This window comes from Bradyrhizobium sp. GW821-FHT13H05, from assembly GCF_058804065.1.
Window position 1 is genome coordinate 371,320 of record NZ_JBXAPO010000005.1, and the last position, 15,776, is coordinate 387,095.

Annotated in this window: 10 protein-coding genes; 9 read left to right on the forward strand and 1 reads right to left on the reverse strand. The window is 66.8% G+C overall.

The features are described from left to right. The first annotated feature begins 29 nt into the window (after positions 1–29). The 9 genes from coaBC (at position 30) to trxA (ending at position 14,886) form a co-directional block, all read left to right on the forward strand. Entirely contained in the window at positions 30–1,478 is a 1,449-nt protein-coding gene (gene coaBC / locus AC1RR3_RS18440; protein ID WP_492824534.1) for a bifunctional phosphopantothenoylcysteine decarboxylase/phosphopantothenate--cysteine ligase CoaBC, read from the forward strand. Next, the gene (gene dut, locus AC1RR3_RS18445; RefSeq protein ID WP_492824535.1) at positions 1,475–1,933 is read left to right on the forward strand and encodes a dUTP diphosphatase; all 459 of its coding nucleotides are present in this window, start codon (positions 1,475–1,477) and stop codon (positions 1,931–1,933) included. Before coaBC ends, dut begins: the two co-directional genes overlap by 4 nt. Positions 1,934–2,306: 373 nt before the next feature. Then, a complete protein-coding gene (locus AC1RR3_RS18450; RefSeq protein WP_492824536.1) occupies positions 2,307–4,811 on the forward strand; it encodes a sensor histidine kinase in 2,505 nt (834 codons plus the stop codon). Beyond that, complete coding sequence (tsaE, locus tag AC1RR3_RS18455; protein ID WP_492824537.1) at positions 4,808–6,328, forward strand: tRNA (adenosine(37)-N6)-threonylcarbamoyltransferase complex ATPase subunit type 1 TsaE; 1,521 nt, start codon at positions 4,808–4,810, stop codon at positions 6,326–6,328. The genes AC1RR3_RS18450 and tsaE overlap by 4 nt, the downstream gene beginning before the upstream one ends. An 89-nt stretch (positions 6,329–6,417) precedes the next feature. After that, positions 6,418–6,735, forward strand: coding sequence for a PilZ domain-containing protein (locus AC1RR3_RS18460; protein ID WP_492824538.1), 318 nt, complete (start codon positions 6,418–6,420; stop codon positions 6,733–6,735). A gap of 140 nt (positions 6,736–6,875) precedes the next feature. Next, complete coding sequence (locus tag AC1RR3_RS18465) at positions 6,876–7,598, forward strand: nucleotidyltransferase family protein (protein ID WP_492824539.1); 723 nt, start codon at positions 6,876–6,878, stop codon at positions 7,596–7,598. Positions 7,599–7,846: 248 nt separating this feature from the next. Continuing rightward, complete coding sequence (gene addB / locus AC1RR3_RS18470) at positions 7,847–10,993, forward strand: double-strand break repair protein AddB (protein WP_492824540.1); 3,147 nt, start codon at positions 7,847–7,849, stop codon at positions 10,991–10,993. Beyond that, positions 10,987–14,496, forward strand: coding sequence for a double-strand break repair helicase AddA (gene addA / locus AC1RR3_RS18475; protein WP_492824541.1), 3,510 nt, complete (start codon positions 10,987–10,989; stop codon positions 14,494–14,496). The genes addB and addA overlap by 7 nt, the downstream gene beginning before the upstream one ends. A 69-nt stretch (positions 14,497–14,565) precedes the next feature. After that, entirely contained in the window at positions 14,566–14,886 is a 321-nt protein-coding gene (gene trxA / locus AC1RR3_RS18480; protein ID WP_007598398.1) for a thioredoxin, read from the forward strand. 142 nt (positions 14,887–15,028) lie between these two features. Here trxA and AC1RR3_RS18485 read toward each other — a convergent pair whose 3' ends face one another. After that, positions 15,029–15,775 carry a metallophosphoesterase family protein gene (locus tag AC1RR3_RS18485; RefSeq protein WP_492824542.1) on the reverse strand — a complete coding sequence of 249 codons (747 nt, stop codon included), beginning with the start codon at positions 15,773–15,775 and terminating at the stop codon, positions 15,029–15,031. Between the last annotated feature and the right edge of the window lies 1 nt (position 15,776).

The following is a 15,776-nucleotide window of genomic DNA, read 5'->3' on the forward strand; positions in this document are numbered from 1 at the left end:
ATCGCTATCATTCCGTGCTGGAGGGCGTCATGGCGAGCCTGACCATCCGTAAGCTCGACGAACACGTCAAAACCTATCTGCGGCTGCGTTCGGCCAAGAACCACAGATCGGTCGAGGAAGAGGTCCGGGTCATCCTGCGGGAGCTGATCGAGGGCCGCGAGGAGCCGCTGACACCGTTTGCGGTACCGCCCGCGGCATCCACCGCCCCCACGCCGCAGCGTACCGGCGCGCTTCCCGAGGCCAGCGTCACCCTGATCATCGGCGGCGGGATCGCGGCCTATAAGTCGCTCGACCTGATCCGCCGGCTGAAGGAACGCCGCATCGAGGTCCGCTGCGTGCTGACCAAGGCGGCACAACAATTCGTCACGCCGCTGGCCGTGAGCGCGCTGTCGCACGAGCGCGTCTACACTGACCTGTTCGACCCGCAGAGCGAGTTCGATGCCGGCCATATCCGACTCGCGCGCGAGTGCGACATGATCGTGGTGGCGCCGGCGACTGCCGACCTGATGGCGAAGATGGCGAACGGTCACGCAGACGATCTCGCCAGCGCCATCCTGCTCGCGACCAACCGAAAAATCCTGCTGGCGCCGGCGATGAACCCGCTGATGTGGAATAACGCCGCGACGCGCCGCAACGTCGCACAGCTTCAACGTGACGGCGTGGTGCTGATCGGGCCCAATTCCGGTGAGATGGCGGAGGCGGGCGAGGCGGGCGTCGGGCGGATGTCGGAAGCCATCGAGATCGCCACCGCCGCCGAGCGCCTGCTGCGGCCGCCGGTACCGCGCCCGCTCGCCGGCAAGCGCGTGCTGATCACCGCAGGTCCCACGCACGAACCGATCGATCCAGTGCGCTACATCGCCAACCGCTCCTCCGGCAAGCAGGGCTTTGCCATCGCCGCCGCCGCGCAAGCCGCAGGCGCGGAAGTGGTTTTGGTGAGCGGCCCGGTCGATCTCAGCGATCCCGCCGGCGTCACGGTGAAGCACGTCGAATCCGCGCGGCAGATGCTGGAGCAGGTGCAGGCCGCGCTGCCGGTCGACATCGCGATCTTCGCCGCCGCGGTCGCCGACTGGCGCGTCGCCAGTGAGGGCGAGCAGAAGCTGAAGAAGACCTCGGCCGGCATGCCGCCGCTTCAGCTGGTTGAGAACCCCGACATCCTCGCCACGATCTCGAAATTGACCGACAGGCGCCCGCCGCTGGTGATCGGCTTTGCCGCCGAGACCGAGCACCTCATCGACAACGCCAAGTCCAAGCTCGCGCGCAAAGGCTGCGACTGGATCGTCGCCAACGACGTCTCGCCGGCGACCGGCGTGATGGGCGGTGACCGCAACACCGTCCACCTCATCAGCAAGAATGCTGAGAAGAACGGCGAGATCATTGTTGATTCCTGGCCGGTGATGACCAAGGAACAGGTCGCCATCGAACTGGTCGCGCATGTCGCAAAGAGCGTGACCGACAAATCCCGGGAGTCCGCATCTTGAGCACGACAATCACGGTCGAATTGCAGCAACTGGCCCACGCCGAGGGCCTGCCGCTGCCGGCCTATCAGACCCTCGATGCCGCCGGCCTCGATTTGATGGCCGCGGTGCCGGACAGCGAGCCGCTGACGCTCGCCGCCGGCCAATATGCGCTGGTGCCGACGGGCCTTGCGATCGCGCTGCCGCCCGGGCACGAGGCGCAGGTGCGGCCGCGCTCCGGGCTGGCCGCCAAGCACGGTGTCACCGTGCTGAATTCGCCGGGAACCATCGACGCGGATTACCGCGGCGAGATCAAGGTGATCCTGATCAACCACGGCGCGACCCCCTTCGTGATCAAGCGCGGCGAGCGCATCGCGCAGATGGTGATCGCGCCCGTGTTGCAGGCCACGCTGGTTCCGGTCGCAACATTGTCCGCGACCAATCGCGGCGCCGGCGGTTTCGGCTCGACCGGCCGGTAGCCGAGCTGCGAGTTGGCTTCACCTCTCCCGCTTGCGGGAGAGGTCGGCGCGAAGCGCCGGGTGAGGGTTCTTTCCTCTGGGGGATTGTCCCGTGGCAGAGGCACCCTCTCCCCGACCCTCCCCCGCAGGCGGGGGAGGGAGCGCACCTGCTTCGCGGCACGCGATTCGTGTGACGCACCAACGCACGGCAGCTCCAGCCGAATCATCCCGAAGAACTACGTGCGACTGGAACAGCGCGCCCCGCATTTTTTTGGGGCCGCCTTTGCGTTCACGATCTGGACTCTTACCGGTGGAGTCGCGGTGAGGGTATTGTCCTTTGATTCGCGCGCGACGGGGGTCGCGGCGCGTCAATTCGTGCGGTCTTGGGGCAACTATGTCAGGCGTGATCGTGTCGATGCGTCGGACGCTGCTGTCGTGCACATCGCTCGTGCGCAACGGCTTGCTGGGAGGCGCTCTCGCAGCGCTGCTGCCGGCTGCGCCGGCTGAGGCCGCCGACCTCGTCGACACACTCTCGATATTGCTGGACTTCAACCGGCAGGAACTCGCGGTGCTTGCCACTGCGCTGGCGCTGCTCGGCTTCTCGGTCGTGGCTGCGATCCTGTTGATGCGCACGCGCGTGGGCAGGGCGAAGACCGAGGCGCGGTTGCGGGCGCGGATCGGGGAACTGCAACTCCAGGCCGACCGCTTCGGCGCGCTGCTGTTCGCCGAGCCGCAGATCCTGATCTCCTGGCCGGCCGGTGACAACCGCGCGCAGATTTCCGGCGACGTCTCGATGGTGCTGCCGCGCGACTCATCTCCGCAGCGCGTGCTGGCATTCGGAACCTGGCTGCCGCCGGAACCCGCGCTGCAGATGGACCACGCCGTCGATGCGCTGCGCGACCGCGGCGACGGGTTCCAGCTGACGCTGACCACCGCGCATGGCCACACGCTCGAGGCGATCGGCCGCGCCATCGGCGGCCAGGCCATTGTCAGGATTCGCGAACTCTCCGGCCTGCGGCGCGAACTCGCCGAGACCAGCCTGCGCCACAAGGCGCTGCTCGACGAGACCGAGATGCTGCGCGGCTTTGCGGCTGCCGCTCCCTGGCCGATCTGGGCCAAGGCCGAGAACGGCGCGCTGACTTTCGCCAATCCGGCCTATGTGCGCGCGACCGAAGCCAACAGCGTCAGCGACGCCCAGGAACGCAAGCTCGAGCTGCTCGACAGCGCCGACCGCACCGCGATGGAGCGGGGCCTGAAGGACGCCGCCCATTTCAACGCGCGGCTGCCGATCGTGATCGGCGGCGAACGGCGCATCTACGACGTGCGCGCCGTCAATGTCGGCAGCGGCAGTGTCGGCGTCGCGATCGACGCCAGCGAGGCGGATGGGCTGAGCTCGGCGCTGGTGCGGATGGCGGAAGCGCATCGCCGCACGCTCGACCAGCTGTCGTCGGGCGTTGCCGTGTTCGACGGCCAGCGGCGTCTTGCCTTCTACAACGATTCCTACCGGCGGCTGTGGGACCTCGACCGCACCTTCCTCGACGCGCATCCCGATGATTCCAGCGTGCTCGATCAGCTGCGCGCCGGGCGCAAATTGCAGGAGCAGCCGGATTTCCGCGCCTGGAAGGCCAAGCTGCACGAGGCCTATCGCGCCGTCGAGGCCGCCAAGGACACCTGGTACCTGCCCGACGGCCGCGCGCTCTCGGTCGTCACCACGCCGAATCCCGAAGGCGGCGTCACCTATCTGTTCGACGACGTCACCGAGAGCCTCGACCTCGCCCGCCGCTTCGACGGCATGATCCGCGTTCAGCGCGAGACGCTGGACAGTCTGGCCGAGGGCGTCGCGGTGTTCGGCAGCAACGGCAAGGCGCAGCTGTTCAACCCGGCCTTCGTCCGGATGTGGAAGCTGTCCGCCGACGCCATGCGCGACGAGCCGCACATCCAGACCGTCGAAGGCTGGTGCCACCAGCTGTTCGACGACCCCGTGGTCTGGCGCCAGATCCGCGAAGCCGTCACCTCGATCGAGAGCCGCGCCGACGTGCCGCTCAAGCTGGAGCGCAAGGACGGCAGCGTGCTCGACGGCATGATCCGGCCCCTGCACGACGGCGCCACCATGCTGACATTCCAGGACATCACCGACACCGAGAATGTCGAGCGCGCGCTGCGCGAGCGCAACGAGGCGCTGGAGACCGCCGACCAGATGAAGGTGGATTTCGTCCACCACGTCTCCTACGAGCTGCGCTCGCCGCTCACCACCATCATCGGCTTCGCGCATTTCCTCAGCGATCCCTCGACCGGGCCGCTGACGCCGAAACAGGCCGAATATCTCGACTACGTCACCAAATCGACCAACGCGCTGCTGGCGCTGACCAACAACATCCTCGATCTCGCCACCATCGACGCCGGCGCGATGAAGCTGGAACTCGGCCCCGTCGACGTCAGCAAGACCATCGAGCTGGCCGCAGAAGGAATCCAGGACCGGCTCGCCACCGACCGCATCCGCCTCAAGGTCGAGATCGCGCCCGATATCGGCAGCTTCACCGGCGACGAGAAGCGCGTGGTACAGGTGCTCTATAACCTGCTCGCCAACGCCGTCGGGTTTTCTCCACAGGATTCCACCGTCGGCATCAGCGCGCGCCGCACCGAGCACAGTGTGGTCTTCACCGTGACAGATTCCGGGCCTGGAATACCCGCCGACATGAAGGACAAGGTGTTCAACTGGTTCGAAAGCCGCTCACAGGGGTCGCGTCACCGCGGCGCCGGGCTCGGCCTGTCGCTGGTGCGCTCCTTCGTCGAGCTGCATGGCGGCAAGGTGCGGGTGGATTCGATCGTCGGCCGCGGCACGGTCGTGATCTGCGACTTCCCGACCGACCAGGCGGCGCGTCGCGACGCCGCCGAATGAACGCGCCCACCACATTCTCCGTCGCGCTCCACAACGAGACGGCGACTGCGCAATTGATGGCCGACCTCGCGCTGCTGGTCGGCCCCGGCGATGTCATCACCCTCACCGGCGATCTCGGCGCCGGCAAGACCGCGGCGGCGCGCAGCCTGATCCGCTACCTCGCCGGCGACGAAGAGCTGGAAGTGCCGAGCCCGACCTTCACCTTGGTGCAGGGTTACGAGCTGCCGCCCTTCCCCGTGATGCACGCCGATCTCTACCGCGTCGAGGACGAGAACGAACTCGAGGAGATCGGGCTGTCGCCGCTCCCCGATGCCACGCTCATGCTGATCGAATGGCCGGAGCGCGCGCCGTCGGCGATGCCTGGGGATCGCATCGACATCGCGCTGACGCACCGGCCGGCGCTGGGCTCGAATGCGCGCGCGGCCGACGTCACCGGTTACGGCAAAGCCGCTGCGACGGTCGCGCGGCTGAAGGCCCTGCGCGAATTCCTCGACGCATCCGGCTATATTGACGCGACGCGACGGCGCATGGCCGGCGATGCATCGACGCGATCCTATGCGCGGCTGCTGCGCGACGACGAGATTGTCATCCTCATGAACTCTCCGCAGCGCCCCGATGGCGCTGCGATGTACAATGGAAAATCCTACAGCGCCGCGGTTCATCTCGCCGAGAACGTCAAGCCCTTCGTCGCCATCGACGAAGGTCTGCGTGCGCAAGGAATCTCGGCGCCCGCGATCCACCATTTCGATCTCGACCACGGCTTTCTGATCAGCGAGGATTTTGGCAGCGAGGGCGTGATCGAAGGCGACCCGCCGCGACCGATTCCAGACCGCTACGAGGCCGCGACCGATGTGCTCGCCTTGCTCCACAGCAAGACGCTGCCGGGGACGCTGCCGCTTACGGATCAGATCTACGATATCCCCGTCTTCGACATTGATGCGATGCTGATCGAAATCGGGCTGATGCCGGAATGGTATCTGCCTGATCGCAACGCGCCGCTGAGCGATGAGAAGCGCGCCGAATTTTTCGCGATGTGGCGCGAGCTGCTGAAGAAGCCGCTGGCCGCGCCGAAGACGTGGATCATCCGCGACTATCACTCGCCCAATTTGATCTGGCTCGGAATGCGCACCGGCATCGAACGCGTCGGTGTGATCGATTTTCAGGACACGGTACTGGGGCCGAAATCCTACGATGTCGTCTCGCTGCTCCAGGACGCCCGCATCGACGTGCCCGAGAACATCGAGCTGACGCTGCTATCGCGCTACATCAAGGCGCGGCGTGCCGACGATGCGAGCTTCGACCCGGCTGGCTTCGCCGAGCTCTACGCCATCATGTCGGCACAGCGGAACACCCGCCTGCTCGGCACCTTCGCCCGGCTCAACCGCCGCGACGGTAAGCCGCACTATCTGCGCCACCAGCCGCGGATCTGGACCTACCTTCAGCGTTCGCTCGCGCATCCGGCGCTGGGCCATTTGCGCGACTGGTATCTTGCCAACGTCCCGCCGCCCCAAAGCTGATTCGCGGGTCAATTTACCGGCTGTTAGCCATCGCATCGGTATCATCGACCGCAGGCAGCCGGACAAATACGGGGCTGGAGCAAGGGCAGATGGCGGTCAAGACGGACCAGCGTGGCAACAGCCGGGTTGTTTTCGAGCGCGGGATACCGGCCCAGATGATGGGGATCGACGGCACCTGGCGGCGCGAATGCACCATGGAGGATGTCTCCGAGAGCGGCGCCAAGCTGACCATCGACGGTTCGGTCGAAGGCCTGCATCTGAAGGAATTTTTTCTCCTGCTGTCGTCCACCGGACTTGCGTACCGCCGCTGCGAGCTGGCCTGGGTCAATGGCGACCAGATCGGGGTCAACTTCCTGAAAATCGGCGACAAGAAGAAAAAGGCGCGCTCCACCTCCGTCGGGGCGTAACGGCAACACCCGTCGTACAACCGTCACGGCGGGTGGTTAAGGCGGTTGAGATGCGGTGCGGCTGATTGAGTCCCGTGCTAGGATTTGCTGCAAACGCAAAACCAACAGGTCCGAGAAAGACAGGTACGAGAAAGCAACGAATGTCCGTCAAGCCGACCAAAGCCATGGTGCTCGCCGCAGGGTTCGGCCTGCGCATGCGTCCGTTGACGGACAAGATGCCGAAGCCGATGGTGCCGGTGGCCGGCCAGCCGCTGCTCGACCATGTGCTCGACAAGCTCGGCCAGGCCGGCGTCGCCGACGCAGTCGTCAACGTGCACTATTTGCCGGACCAGATCATCGATCACACCGCATCGCGCCAGCATCCGCGCGTGACCATCTCGGACGAGCGCGACCAGGTGCTCGGCACCGGCGGCGGCGTGGTCAAGGCGCTGCCGCTGCTCGGCGACGCGCCGTTCTTCCACGTCAATTCCGACACGCTGTGGATCGACGGCGTCCGCTCCAACCTGGCGCGGCTTGCCGAAAACTTCGACCCCGAGCGCATGGACATCCTGCTGCTGATGGCGCCGACCGCGACCAGCATCGGCTATAACGGCCGCGGCGATTACGGCATGCTGCCCGACGGCGCCCTGCGCAAGCGCAAGGAAAAAGAGGTCGTCCCGTTCGTCTATGCCGGCGCTGCGATCCTGTCGCCCGCGATCTTCGCCGATGCGCCGCAGGGCGAGTTCTCGCTGACAAAAATGTTCGACCGCGCCAATGAGCAGGAGCGCCTGTTCGGCCTCCGCCTCGACGGCGTCTGGATGCATGTCGGCACGCCCGACGCCGTGCACGCCGCGGAAGAGGCGTTTCTGGAGAGCGTGGCGTAACAGCTGCTCTCTTGTCCCGGACGCGGTGCGGCGCGAAGTGCCGCTCCGCAGAGCCGGGACCCACTCCATCTTCACTCGCGGAACGAAGCAACCTGGGCCCCGGCTCAGCAGCGCATCACTGCGTGCTGCGCCGCGTCCGGGGCACGAGACCTGTCCCGCACGAACAGCGGGGACTATCTCGCCTCCACCCATATCCATTTGAATCCGCCTCCCTATATTGGCGCCTGATCCTTCGAATCAGGCAGCCCATGCGCGTTCTCAGCGTTCCCATCTCAGTTCCGTTCCTGCGCACGGTCGTCACCGCGCTGCTCGACGGCCGGCTGGTTGATGGCTTCGAGGCGCGCAAGGAGCCGGCGCGGCTGGCCGATGCCACGCTGTATCTGCCGACCCGGCGCGCCATGCGCGTCGTCCGCGAGATCTTTCTCGACGAGATGAAGGCAGATGCCGTCGTGCTGCCGCGCATCGTCGCGCTCGGCGATATCGACGAGGACGAGCTCGCGTTTGCCGACGAAGGCGAGCAGTTTTCCGGCACGACGCCGCTCGACATTCCGCCGCGGCTCGGCGAGCTCGAACGCCGGCTGACGCTGGCGCAACTGGTCGCGGCCTGGGCCAAGGGCCCGGTGCTGTCGCCGCTGGTGGTCGGCGGCCCCGCCTCGACGCTTGCTCTGGCCAGCGACCTCGCGCGCCTGATCGACGACATGGTGACGCGCGGCGTCGACTGGGGCGCGCTCGACGGCCTCGTGCCTGACATGCTCGACCGCTACTGGCAGCATTCGCTCGAATTCCTGCGCATCGCACGCATCGCCTGGCCCGGCCATCTCGCCGAGATCAACCGGATCGAGCCCGCGGCCCGGCGCGACCTGCTGATCGCGGCGGAAGCCAAACGCCTGACCGCGCATCCGCATGGCCCTGTGATCGCGGCCGGCTCGACCGGCTCGATGCCGGCCACCGCGAAATTCCTCCATGCGGTCGCCTCGCTGCCGCATGGCGCCGTGGTGCTGCCGGGGCTCGACACCGATCTCGACGACGATGCCTGGCGCAGCATCGGCGGCGTGCGCGATTCGCTCGGCAAGTTCGCGGAGCATCCGGCCTCGAACCATCCGCAATACGCCCTGCACGCGCTGCTGGACCGCTTTGGCATCAAGCGCAGCGATGTCGAGCTGCTGCAGCCGGCAGCGAATGGCGGTCGAGACCTGCTCGCCTCCGAATCGATGCGGCCGTCGGCCAAGACGGAAGTCTGGCACGACCGGTTGAAGCAGCCCGATGTCGCCGCGAAGATCGCCGGCGGCATGACGAACCTCGCGGTCGTCGAAGCCGCCAACCCCGAGATGGAAGCACTCGCCATCGCCATTGCGATGCGCGAGGCGCGGCATCTCGATAAGTCCGCAGCACTGGTGACGCCGGACCGCGCGCTGGCGCGGCGGGTGATGGCCGCGCTGACCCGATGGGACCTTGCGTTCGACGATTCCGGCGGCGACGTCTTGATGGAAACATCCGCCGGCGTCTTTGCGCGACTGACAGCTGAGGCCGCGACCAAGGGATTGGAGCCGCCGACGCTGCTGGCGATGCTGAAGCATCCACTCTGCCGGCTCGGCCGTCTGCCCGGCGCGTGGAAAGCGGCGATCGAAGGCCTGGAGCTAGCGGTCTTGCGTGGCACGCGCCCGCCCGCAGGCACTGCCGGCCTGTTGCGCGAATTCAATCGCTTTCGCGAGGAGCTGGCCAAGCTGTGGCGCAGCGAGGTCTCCGCGCTCCATAAGGCCGAGCCACGTGCGCGTCTGAAGGCCGAGGATCTCGATCGTATCCAAGCGCTGATCGATGCCCTGCAAAAAGCACTGGCGCCGATCGAAAGCCTGCCGTCGTCGAAGCCGTATGACTTCGCCGAGCTTGCGCATCGCCATCGCGAGATCATGATCGAGCTGTCGCACGACGAGCAGGGCATTTCGATGGCTTTCGAGGAGCGCGAAGGCCTCGCGCTCGCCAGCGCCTTCGACGATCTGCTGCGCGGCGGCACCACCAGCGGATTGATGGTGCCGCTGCCTGATTACCCGGATGTCTTCCACACCGCCTTCAGTGACCGCGCCGTACGGCGCCGCGACAAGCCCGGCGCGCGGCTGCAAATCTACGGCCCGCTGGAATCGCGTCTGATGCAGGCGGACCGTATCATCGTCGGCGGCTTGATCGAGGGCGTCTGGCCGCCGGCACCGCGCATCGATCCCTGGCTCAGCCGTCCGATGCGGCACGAACTCGGCCTCGATCTGCCGGAGCGGCGCATCGGCCTCTCCGCGCACGATTTCGCGCAACTGCTCGGCGCCGACGAGGTGATCCTCACCCACTCCGCCAAGGCCGGCGGCGCGCCGGCGGTGGCCTCACGCTTCCTGCATCGGCTGGAGGCCGTTGCCGGCGACGAGCTCTGGAAGGCGGCCGTTCGCGCCGGCGAGAAGTATGTGCAGTTCGCTGGTGCGCTGGATCAGCCCGCCGAGGTCACACCCATCAAGCAGCCGGAGCCGCGACCGCCGCGCGCGACACGCCCGACAAGTATGTCGGTCACCGAGATCGAAGACTGGCTGCGCGATCCCTACACGATCTACGCCAAACGCATCCTGAAGCTCGCCGCACTCGATCCCGTCGACATGCCGCTGTCAGCCGCCGACCGCGGCTCGGCGATCCATGACGCGCTCGGCGAGTTCACCGAGACTTATGCCGGGCGTCTTCCCGACGATCCCGCCCGCGTGCTGCGCGCGATCGGCGAAAAGTATTTCCTGCCGCTGATGGAGCGCCCCGAGGCGCGGGCCTTGTGGTGGCCACGCTTCCAGCGCATCGCGCGCTGGTTCGGCGAATGGGAGACGGCGCGGCGCAGCGCGATCGAGTCGATCACCGCGGAGACCCGCGGCGAGATTTCGATCAGGCTCGACAACGAACGCAGCTTCCGCCTCTCCGCGCGCGCCGACCGCATCGAGCGGCGCCAGGGCGGCGGCTACGCCATCCTCGACTACAAGACCGGCCAGCCGCCAACCGGCAAGCAGGTCCGCATGGGCCTGTCGCCGCAGCTGACGCTGGAAGCCGCGATCCTGCGCGAGGGCGGTTTTCCTGATATCGACGCCGGCTCGTCCGTGAGCCAGCTCGTCTATGTGCGCCTGAGCGGCAACAATCCCGCTGGCGAGGAGCGCATCCTCGAGCTCAAATTCAAGCAAGGCGACGAGCCGCAGCCGCCTGATACGGCGGCCGCGGAAGCGAGGGCCAAGCTGGAAGCCCTGATCCGTGCCTTCGACGACGAGAACCAGCCCTACACCTCGCTGAACCTGCCGATGTGGACCAACCGCTACGGCACCTATGACGACCTCGCCCGCATCAAGGAATGGTCGGCGGCCGGCGGTTTGGGGATCGAGGAATGGTGAAGCTACCGCGTCCCATCCCTGACGAGGTCCGCGCGCGGCAGGCGCGTGCGTCCGATCCGACTGCGTCGGCCTTCGTGTCGGCCAATGCCGGCTCGGGCAAGACCCATGTGCTGGTGCAGCGCGTGATCCGCCTGCTGCTGTCGGGCGTGCCGCCGGAAAAGATCCTCTGCATCACCTTCACCAAGGCCGCCGCCGCCAACATGGCCGAACGCGTGTTCACCACGCTTGGTCATTGGGTGACGCTGGATGATACCGGGCTCGATGCGGCAATCCGTGCCGTCGGCATTCCTCACCCGGACCGAAAACTGCGGCGCGACGCGCGAAAACTGTTCGCCTGCGCGCTGGAGACGCCGGGCGGATTGAAGGTGCAGACCATCCACGCGCTGTGCACCCGCCTGCTGCAGCAGTTTCCATTCGAGGCCAATGTGCCCGCGCGCTTTTCGGTCATCGACGAGCGCGACCAGACCGACATGATGGAGCGCGCCAATCTGAAGGTGCTGCTGGAGGCCGCGCGCGCCCCTGACAGCGTCACCGGCCGCGCGCTGCTGACCGCGATGGCCAGCGCCGCCGACGTCACCTTCAAGGAAGTCGTGCGCGAGGCCTGTCTGAGCCGCGACCATTTCATGGCCTGGACCGATGACGCCGGCAACGCGGAGACCGCTGCCGCGCAGATGGCGGCGACGCTGAGCGTGAGCGCAAGCGACCGCATCGAGGATGTCGAAACAGAGATTCTCGACGGCCCGTATTTGCCGCGCTCGCGCTGGGACGACATCGCCTTTGCACTGGAGGATGGCAGCAAATCCGACAACGACCAGGCCAGCCGGCTCCGCGAGGCCAAGGTGTTTTCCGGCGCCGCGCAGGTCGATGCCTATCTCGGCGTCTTCCTCACCGACGAAAAACTGCCGCGCAAGGCGGTGCTGACCAAGAAGTTTGGCGAGCACAATCCGTCCGTCGCCCGCCTGTTCGAGAACGAGGCGCTGCGCCTCGCTGGATTGGTCGAGAAGCGCCGCGCAGTGACCATGCGTGACCGCACCGCTGCGCTGCTGCATATCGCGACCGCGGCCGCGGCAAACTACCGTCGCGAGAAACAGGAGCGCGGCCTGCTCGACTATGACGACCTCATCGACAAGACGCTGGCGATGCTCGACCGCGTGTCCTCGGGCTGGGTGCATTACAAGCTCGACCGCGGCGTCGACCATGTGCTGATCGACGAGGCCCAGGACACCAGCCCGCGGCAATGGGACATTGTCGCGCACATCATCTCGGAATTCACCGCCGGCGAAGGCGCACGCGAAGGGCTGAACCGAACCGTCTTCGCCGTCGGCGACGAGAAGCAGTCGATCTTCTCGTTCCAGGGCGCGCAGCCCCGGGAATTTGACGCGCGCCGGCGCGAGCTGCACCGCAAGTTCACCGCGGCCGGGCTGAAGTTCGATCCCGTAGCCTTCACCTATTCGTTCCGCTCGGGCGCAGCGATCCTGCATTCGGTTGATCACGTCTTCCGCGACCCCGCGATCTACAAGAGCATCCATTCGGTCGAGATCGGCCATCCCCTGCACAACGCGCTCGCCGATGCAGGTCCCAGCGTGATCGAGCTGTGGGACCTGGCTGAAGCCGACGACAGACAGGACATCGAGGGTTGGCGCGCGCCGTTCGACGGCGTCGCCGTGACCAGCCCCGAGGTCAAGCTCGCGCGCCGGATCCAGACCGAGATCAAGCGGCTGGTCGAGAGCGGCACGCTGACAGGGCACGAAGGCGAGCGCCGTCCCCTGCGCTATGGCGACATGCTGATCCTGGTGCGCCGGCGCGGTAATGCATTCGACGCCGTGATCCAGGCGCTGAAGCACGCTGGCGTCCCGGTCGCCGGCGCCGACCGGCTCAAGCTCACAGAGCACATCGGCATCATCGACCTGATGAACCTTGCGGATGCACTGCTGCTGCCGCAGGACGATCTCGCGCTCGCGGTGGCGCTGAAGAGCCCGCTGTTCGGGCTCGATGACGACGACCTGTTCCAGCTGGCCCATGATCGCAAGGGATCGCTGCGTCGCGCGCTCGGCGAGCATGCGGGCACAAGCGAGAAGTCCGCGACCGTGCTGCGGCGCCTGGAAGCCTGCGAGCTGCGTGCGCGCGAGGAGACACCGTTCGCCTTCTACGCCTGGCTGCTCGGCGGCGACGGTGGCCGCGCCCGCATCCTGCGCCGGCTCGGCCACGAGGCCAATGACGCGCTCGACGAATTCCTGGAGCTGGCGCTGAACTATGAGCGCAAGGCACCGGCCTCGCTGCAGGGATTCATGGCCTGGCTGCGTTCGGCCGACACCGAGGTGAAGCGCGACATGGAGATCTCCCGCGACGAGGTGCGGGTGATGACCGTGCACGGCGCCAAGGGGCTGGAAGCTTCGGTCGTGTTCATGGTCGACACCACGTCCTCGCCCGCGGATTCGCAGCGGGTCCGGCTGATCCACGTGCCGCGCGGCAATGGCGGCGAGGTGGTGGTCTGGGCCGGGCGCAAGGCGGACGATCCCAAGCCGGTCGCCGAGGCGCGCAAGGCGATGATCGAGGAGACCGAGGACGAATACCGCCGCCTGCTCTATGTCGCGATGACGCGCGCGGCCGACCGTCTGATCGTCGGCGGCTGCCTACCCGGCAACATGAGGACGGTCCGCAAGCTGAGCTGGTACGACCTCATCGATACCGGACTCGCCGGCTCGGATCTGGACAAGCAGACGATCGAGACGCCGCTCGGCAAGGTGACGCGATTCGCCCGGCCGGGCGATGTCGCAGCGCTGGGGACGCCGGCGAGCTCGGTGGATCATTCGATCGCATTGCCGGGCTGGCTGCGCACGCCGGTGCCACGCGAGACCGTCGATGATGATCCGGTACGCCCCTCCGGCCAGTCGGCCGAAGAGGGCCGCAGCGTGAGGACCAGCGAATCGGTGCAGTCGCGCGCGCTGGCGCTGCAGCGCGGCACGCTGGTGCACCGGATGCTCCAGTCGCTGCCCGACATCGCCCCCGAGCGCCGGCGCGATGCCGCGCTGAGCTTCATGGCCCGCAATGCCGCGGACTGGACCGAGGCCGACCGCACGGCGCTGGCCGACAAAGTGCTCGCCTTGATCGCCGAACCGCGCTTCGCGCCCGTCTTTGCCGCCGGCAGCCGGGCCGAGGTCGCCATCGTCGGCCGGCTGGAGCGGCCAGGCCGGCCGCCGGCGCTGGTGTCGGGGCAGATCGATCGGCTGGTCGTTCGCACCGATGAGGTTTTGATCGTCGATTTCAAGACCAACCAGGCGGCCCCCAAAAGCGCGGCCGAAGCGCCCGCCGCCTATGTCCGGCAGCTTGCGCTGTACCGGGCCGTGCTGGCGCGGCTTTATCCCCAAAAGCCCGTTCGCGCCGTCCTGCTCTGGACCGAGACCCTTGAATATATGGAGATTTCAGCCCCCGCGCTGGACGCGGCGCTGGCATCCCTTCATGTCGGCGTGAGCGTCCTTGACCCGGCAAGGGGCCGTTCATAGGTTGACGCCATGATCCCGGGCGCGATTCCACGTCGCGCCGATTCTCTTTCAACCGAACGAGGTACTCCCATGGCCGTTGGCAAGGTTTCTGACACCGATTTCGAAGCCGAAGTGCTCAAGGCAAACGGCCCTGTCGTCGTCGATTTCTGGGCCGAGTGGTGCGGCCCCTGCCGCATGATCGCACCCGCCCTCGATGAGATCGCCGGCGCGATGGGCGACAAGGTCAAGATCGTGAAGCTCAACGTCGACGAGAGCCCGAAGACCGCGTCGAAGTACGGCGTGATGTCGATCCCGACCCTGATGATCTTCAAGGGCGGCGAGATGGCCTCCCGCCAGGTCGGCGCTGCGCCGAAGGCGAAGCTTCAGCAGTGGATCACGTCGGCGGTCTGATCCGCGGCATGAGTTCAGAGTTGTTCAACGGCCGGCGAATAGCCGGCCGTTTTGTTTTGCGTAGCCCGGATGGAGCGCAGCGTAATCCGGGGCCGTCACGGCTTGCGGCACGATTCCCGGATTGCGCTGCGCTCCATCCGGGCTACGAAGCGGCGATCCATCCCGTCGCCAGCGCGTTCGCCAGCTCCGGCTGATTGTTGCGGCGCGCGAGCGCGGCCATCGCCTCGTGATCGTAGGCGATCTGGCGGAACGTCACCTGCCACGCACCATCGACGAGCTCGAGGATCGCATAGCGCGCGTGCGGCGTGCCGGCTTCGACGACATGCGGGAACGGATGCTTGTCGCGATAGCCGGGGCTGCCGACGCTGCCGGGATTGACGATCAGCCGGCCGTCGCGAAGCCGCACCGCGCGGGCGAGATGGGTGTGGGCGCAGAGGATCAGCGATTGGGTGACGCCTTGCGCGAACTGCTCGATGCGGTCGAGCGGCGACAGCGCGACCGTGCCGTCAGGATGCACGGTATCGAGCCAATAGATCTCATCGTTCTCGGGCGTCGCATGACACATGAAAACCTGCTCGCGGAACACGCGCGTCATCGGCTGCGCGCGCAGCCAGTCGAGTTGCGCGGCATCGAGCGCTTCGTAGGCCGGACGGTCCCACGAGCCCATCTTCTCCGGCGGGCGGTCGAGCAGATAGCGGTCGTGATTGCCGAGCACATGCACGGCGTCGAGCTTCATCAGGATCTCGATGGTCCTGACAGCATCGAGCGGACCGCTCAGCATGTCGCCGAGATTGACGATGTCGGTGATATCATGGGCGCGGATGTCGGCGAGTACCGCCTCCAGCGCGAGATGGTTTCCGTGGACGTCGGCAATCGCGGCAAAACGCATT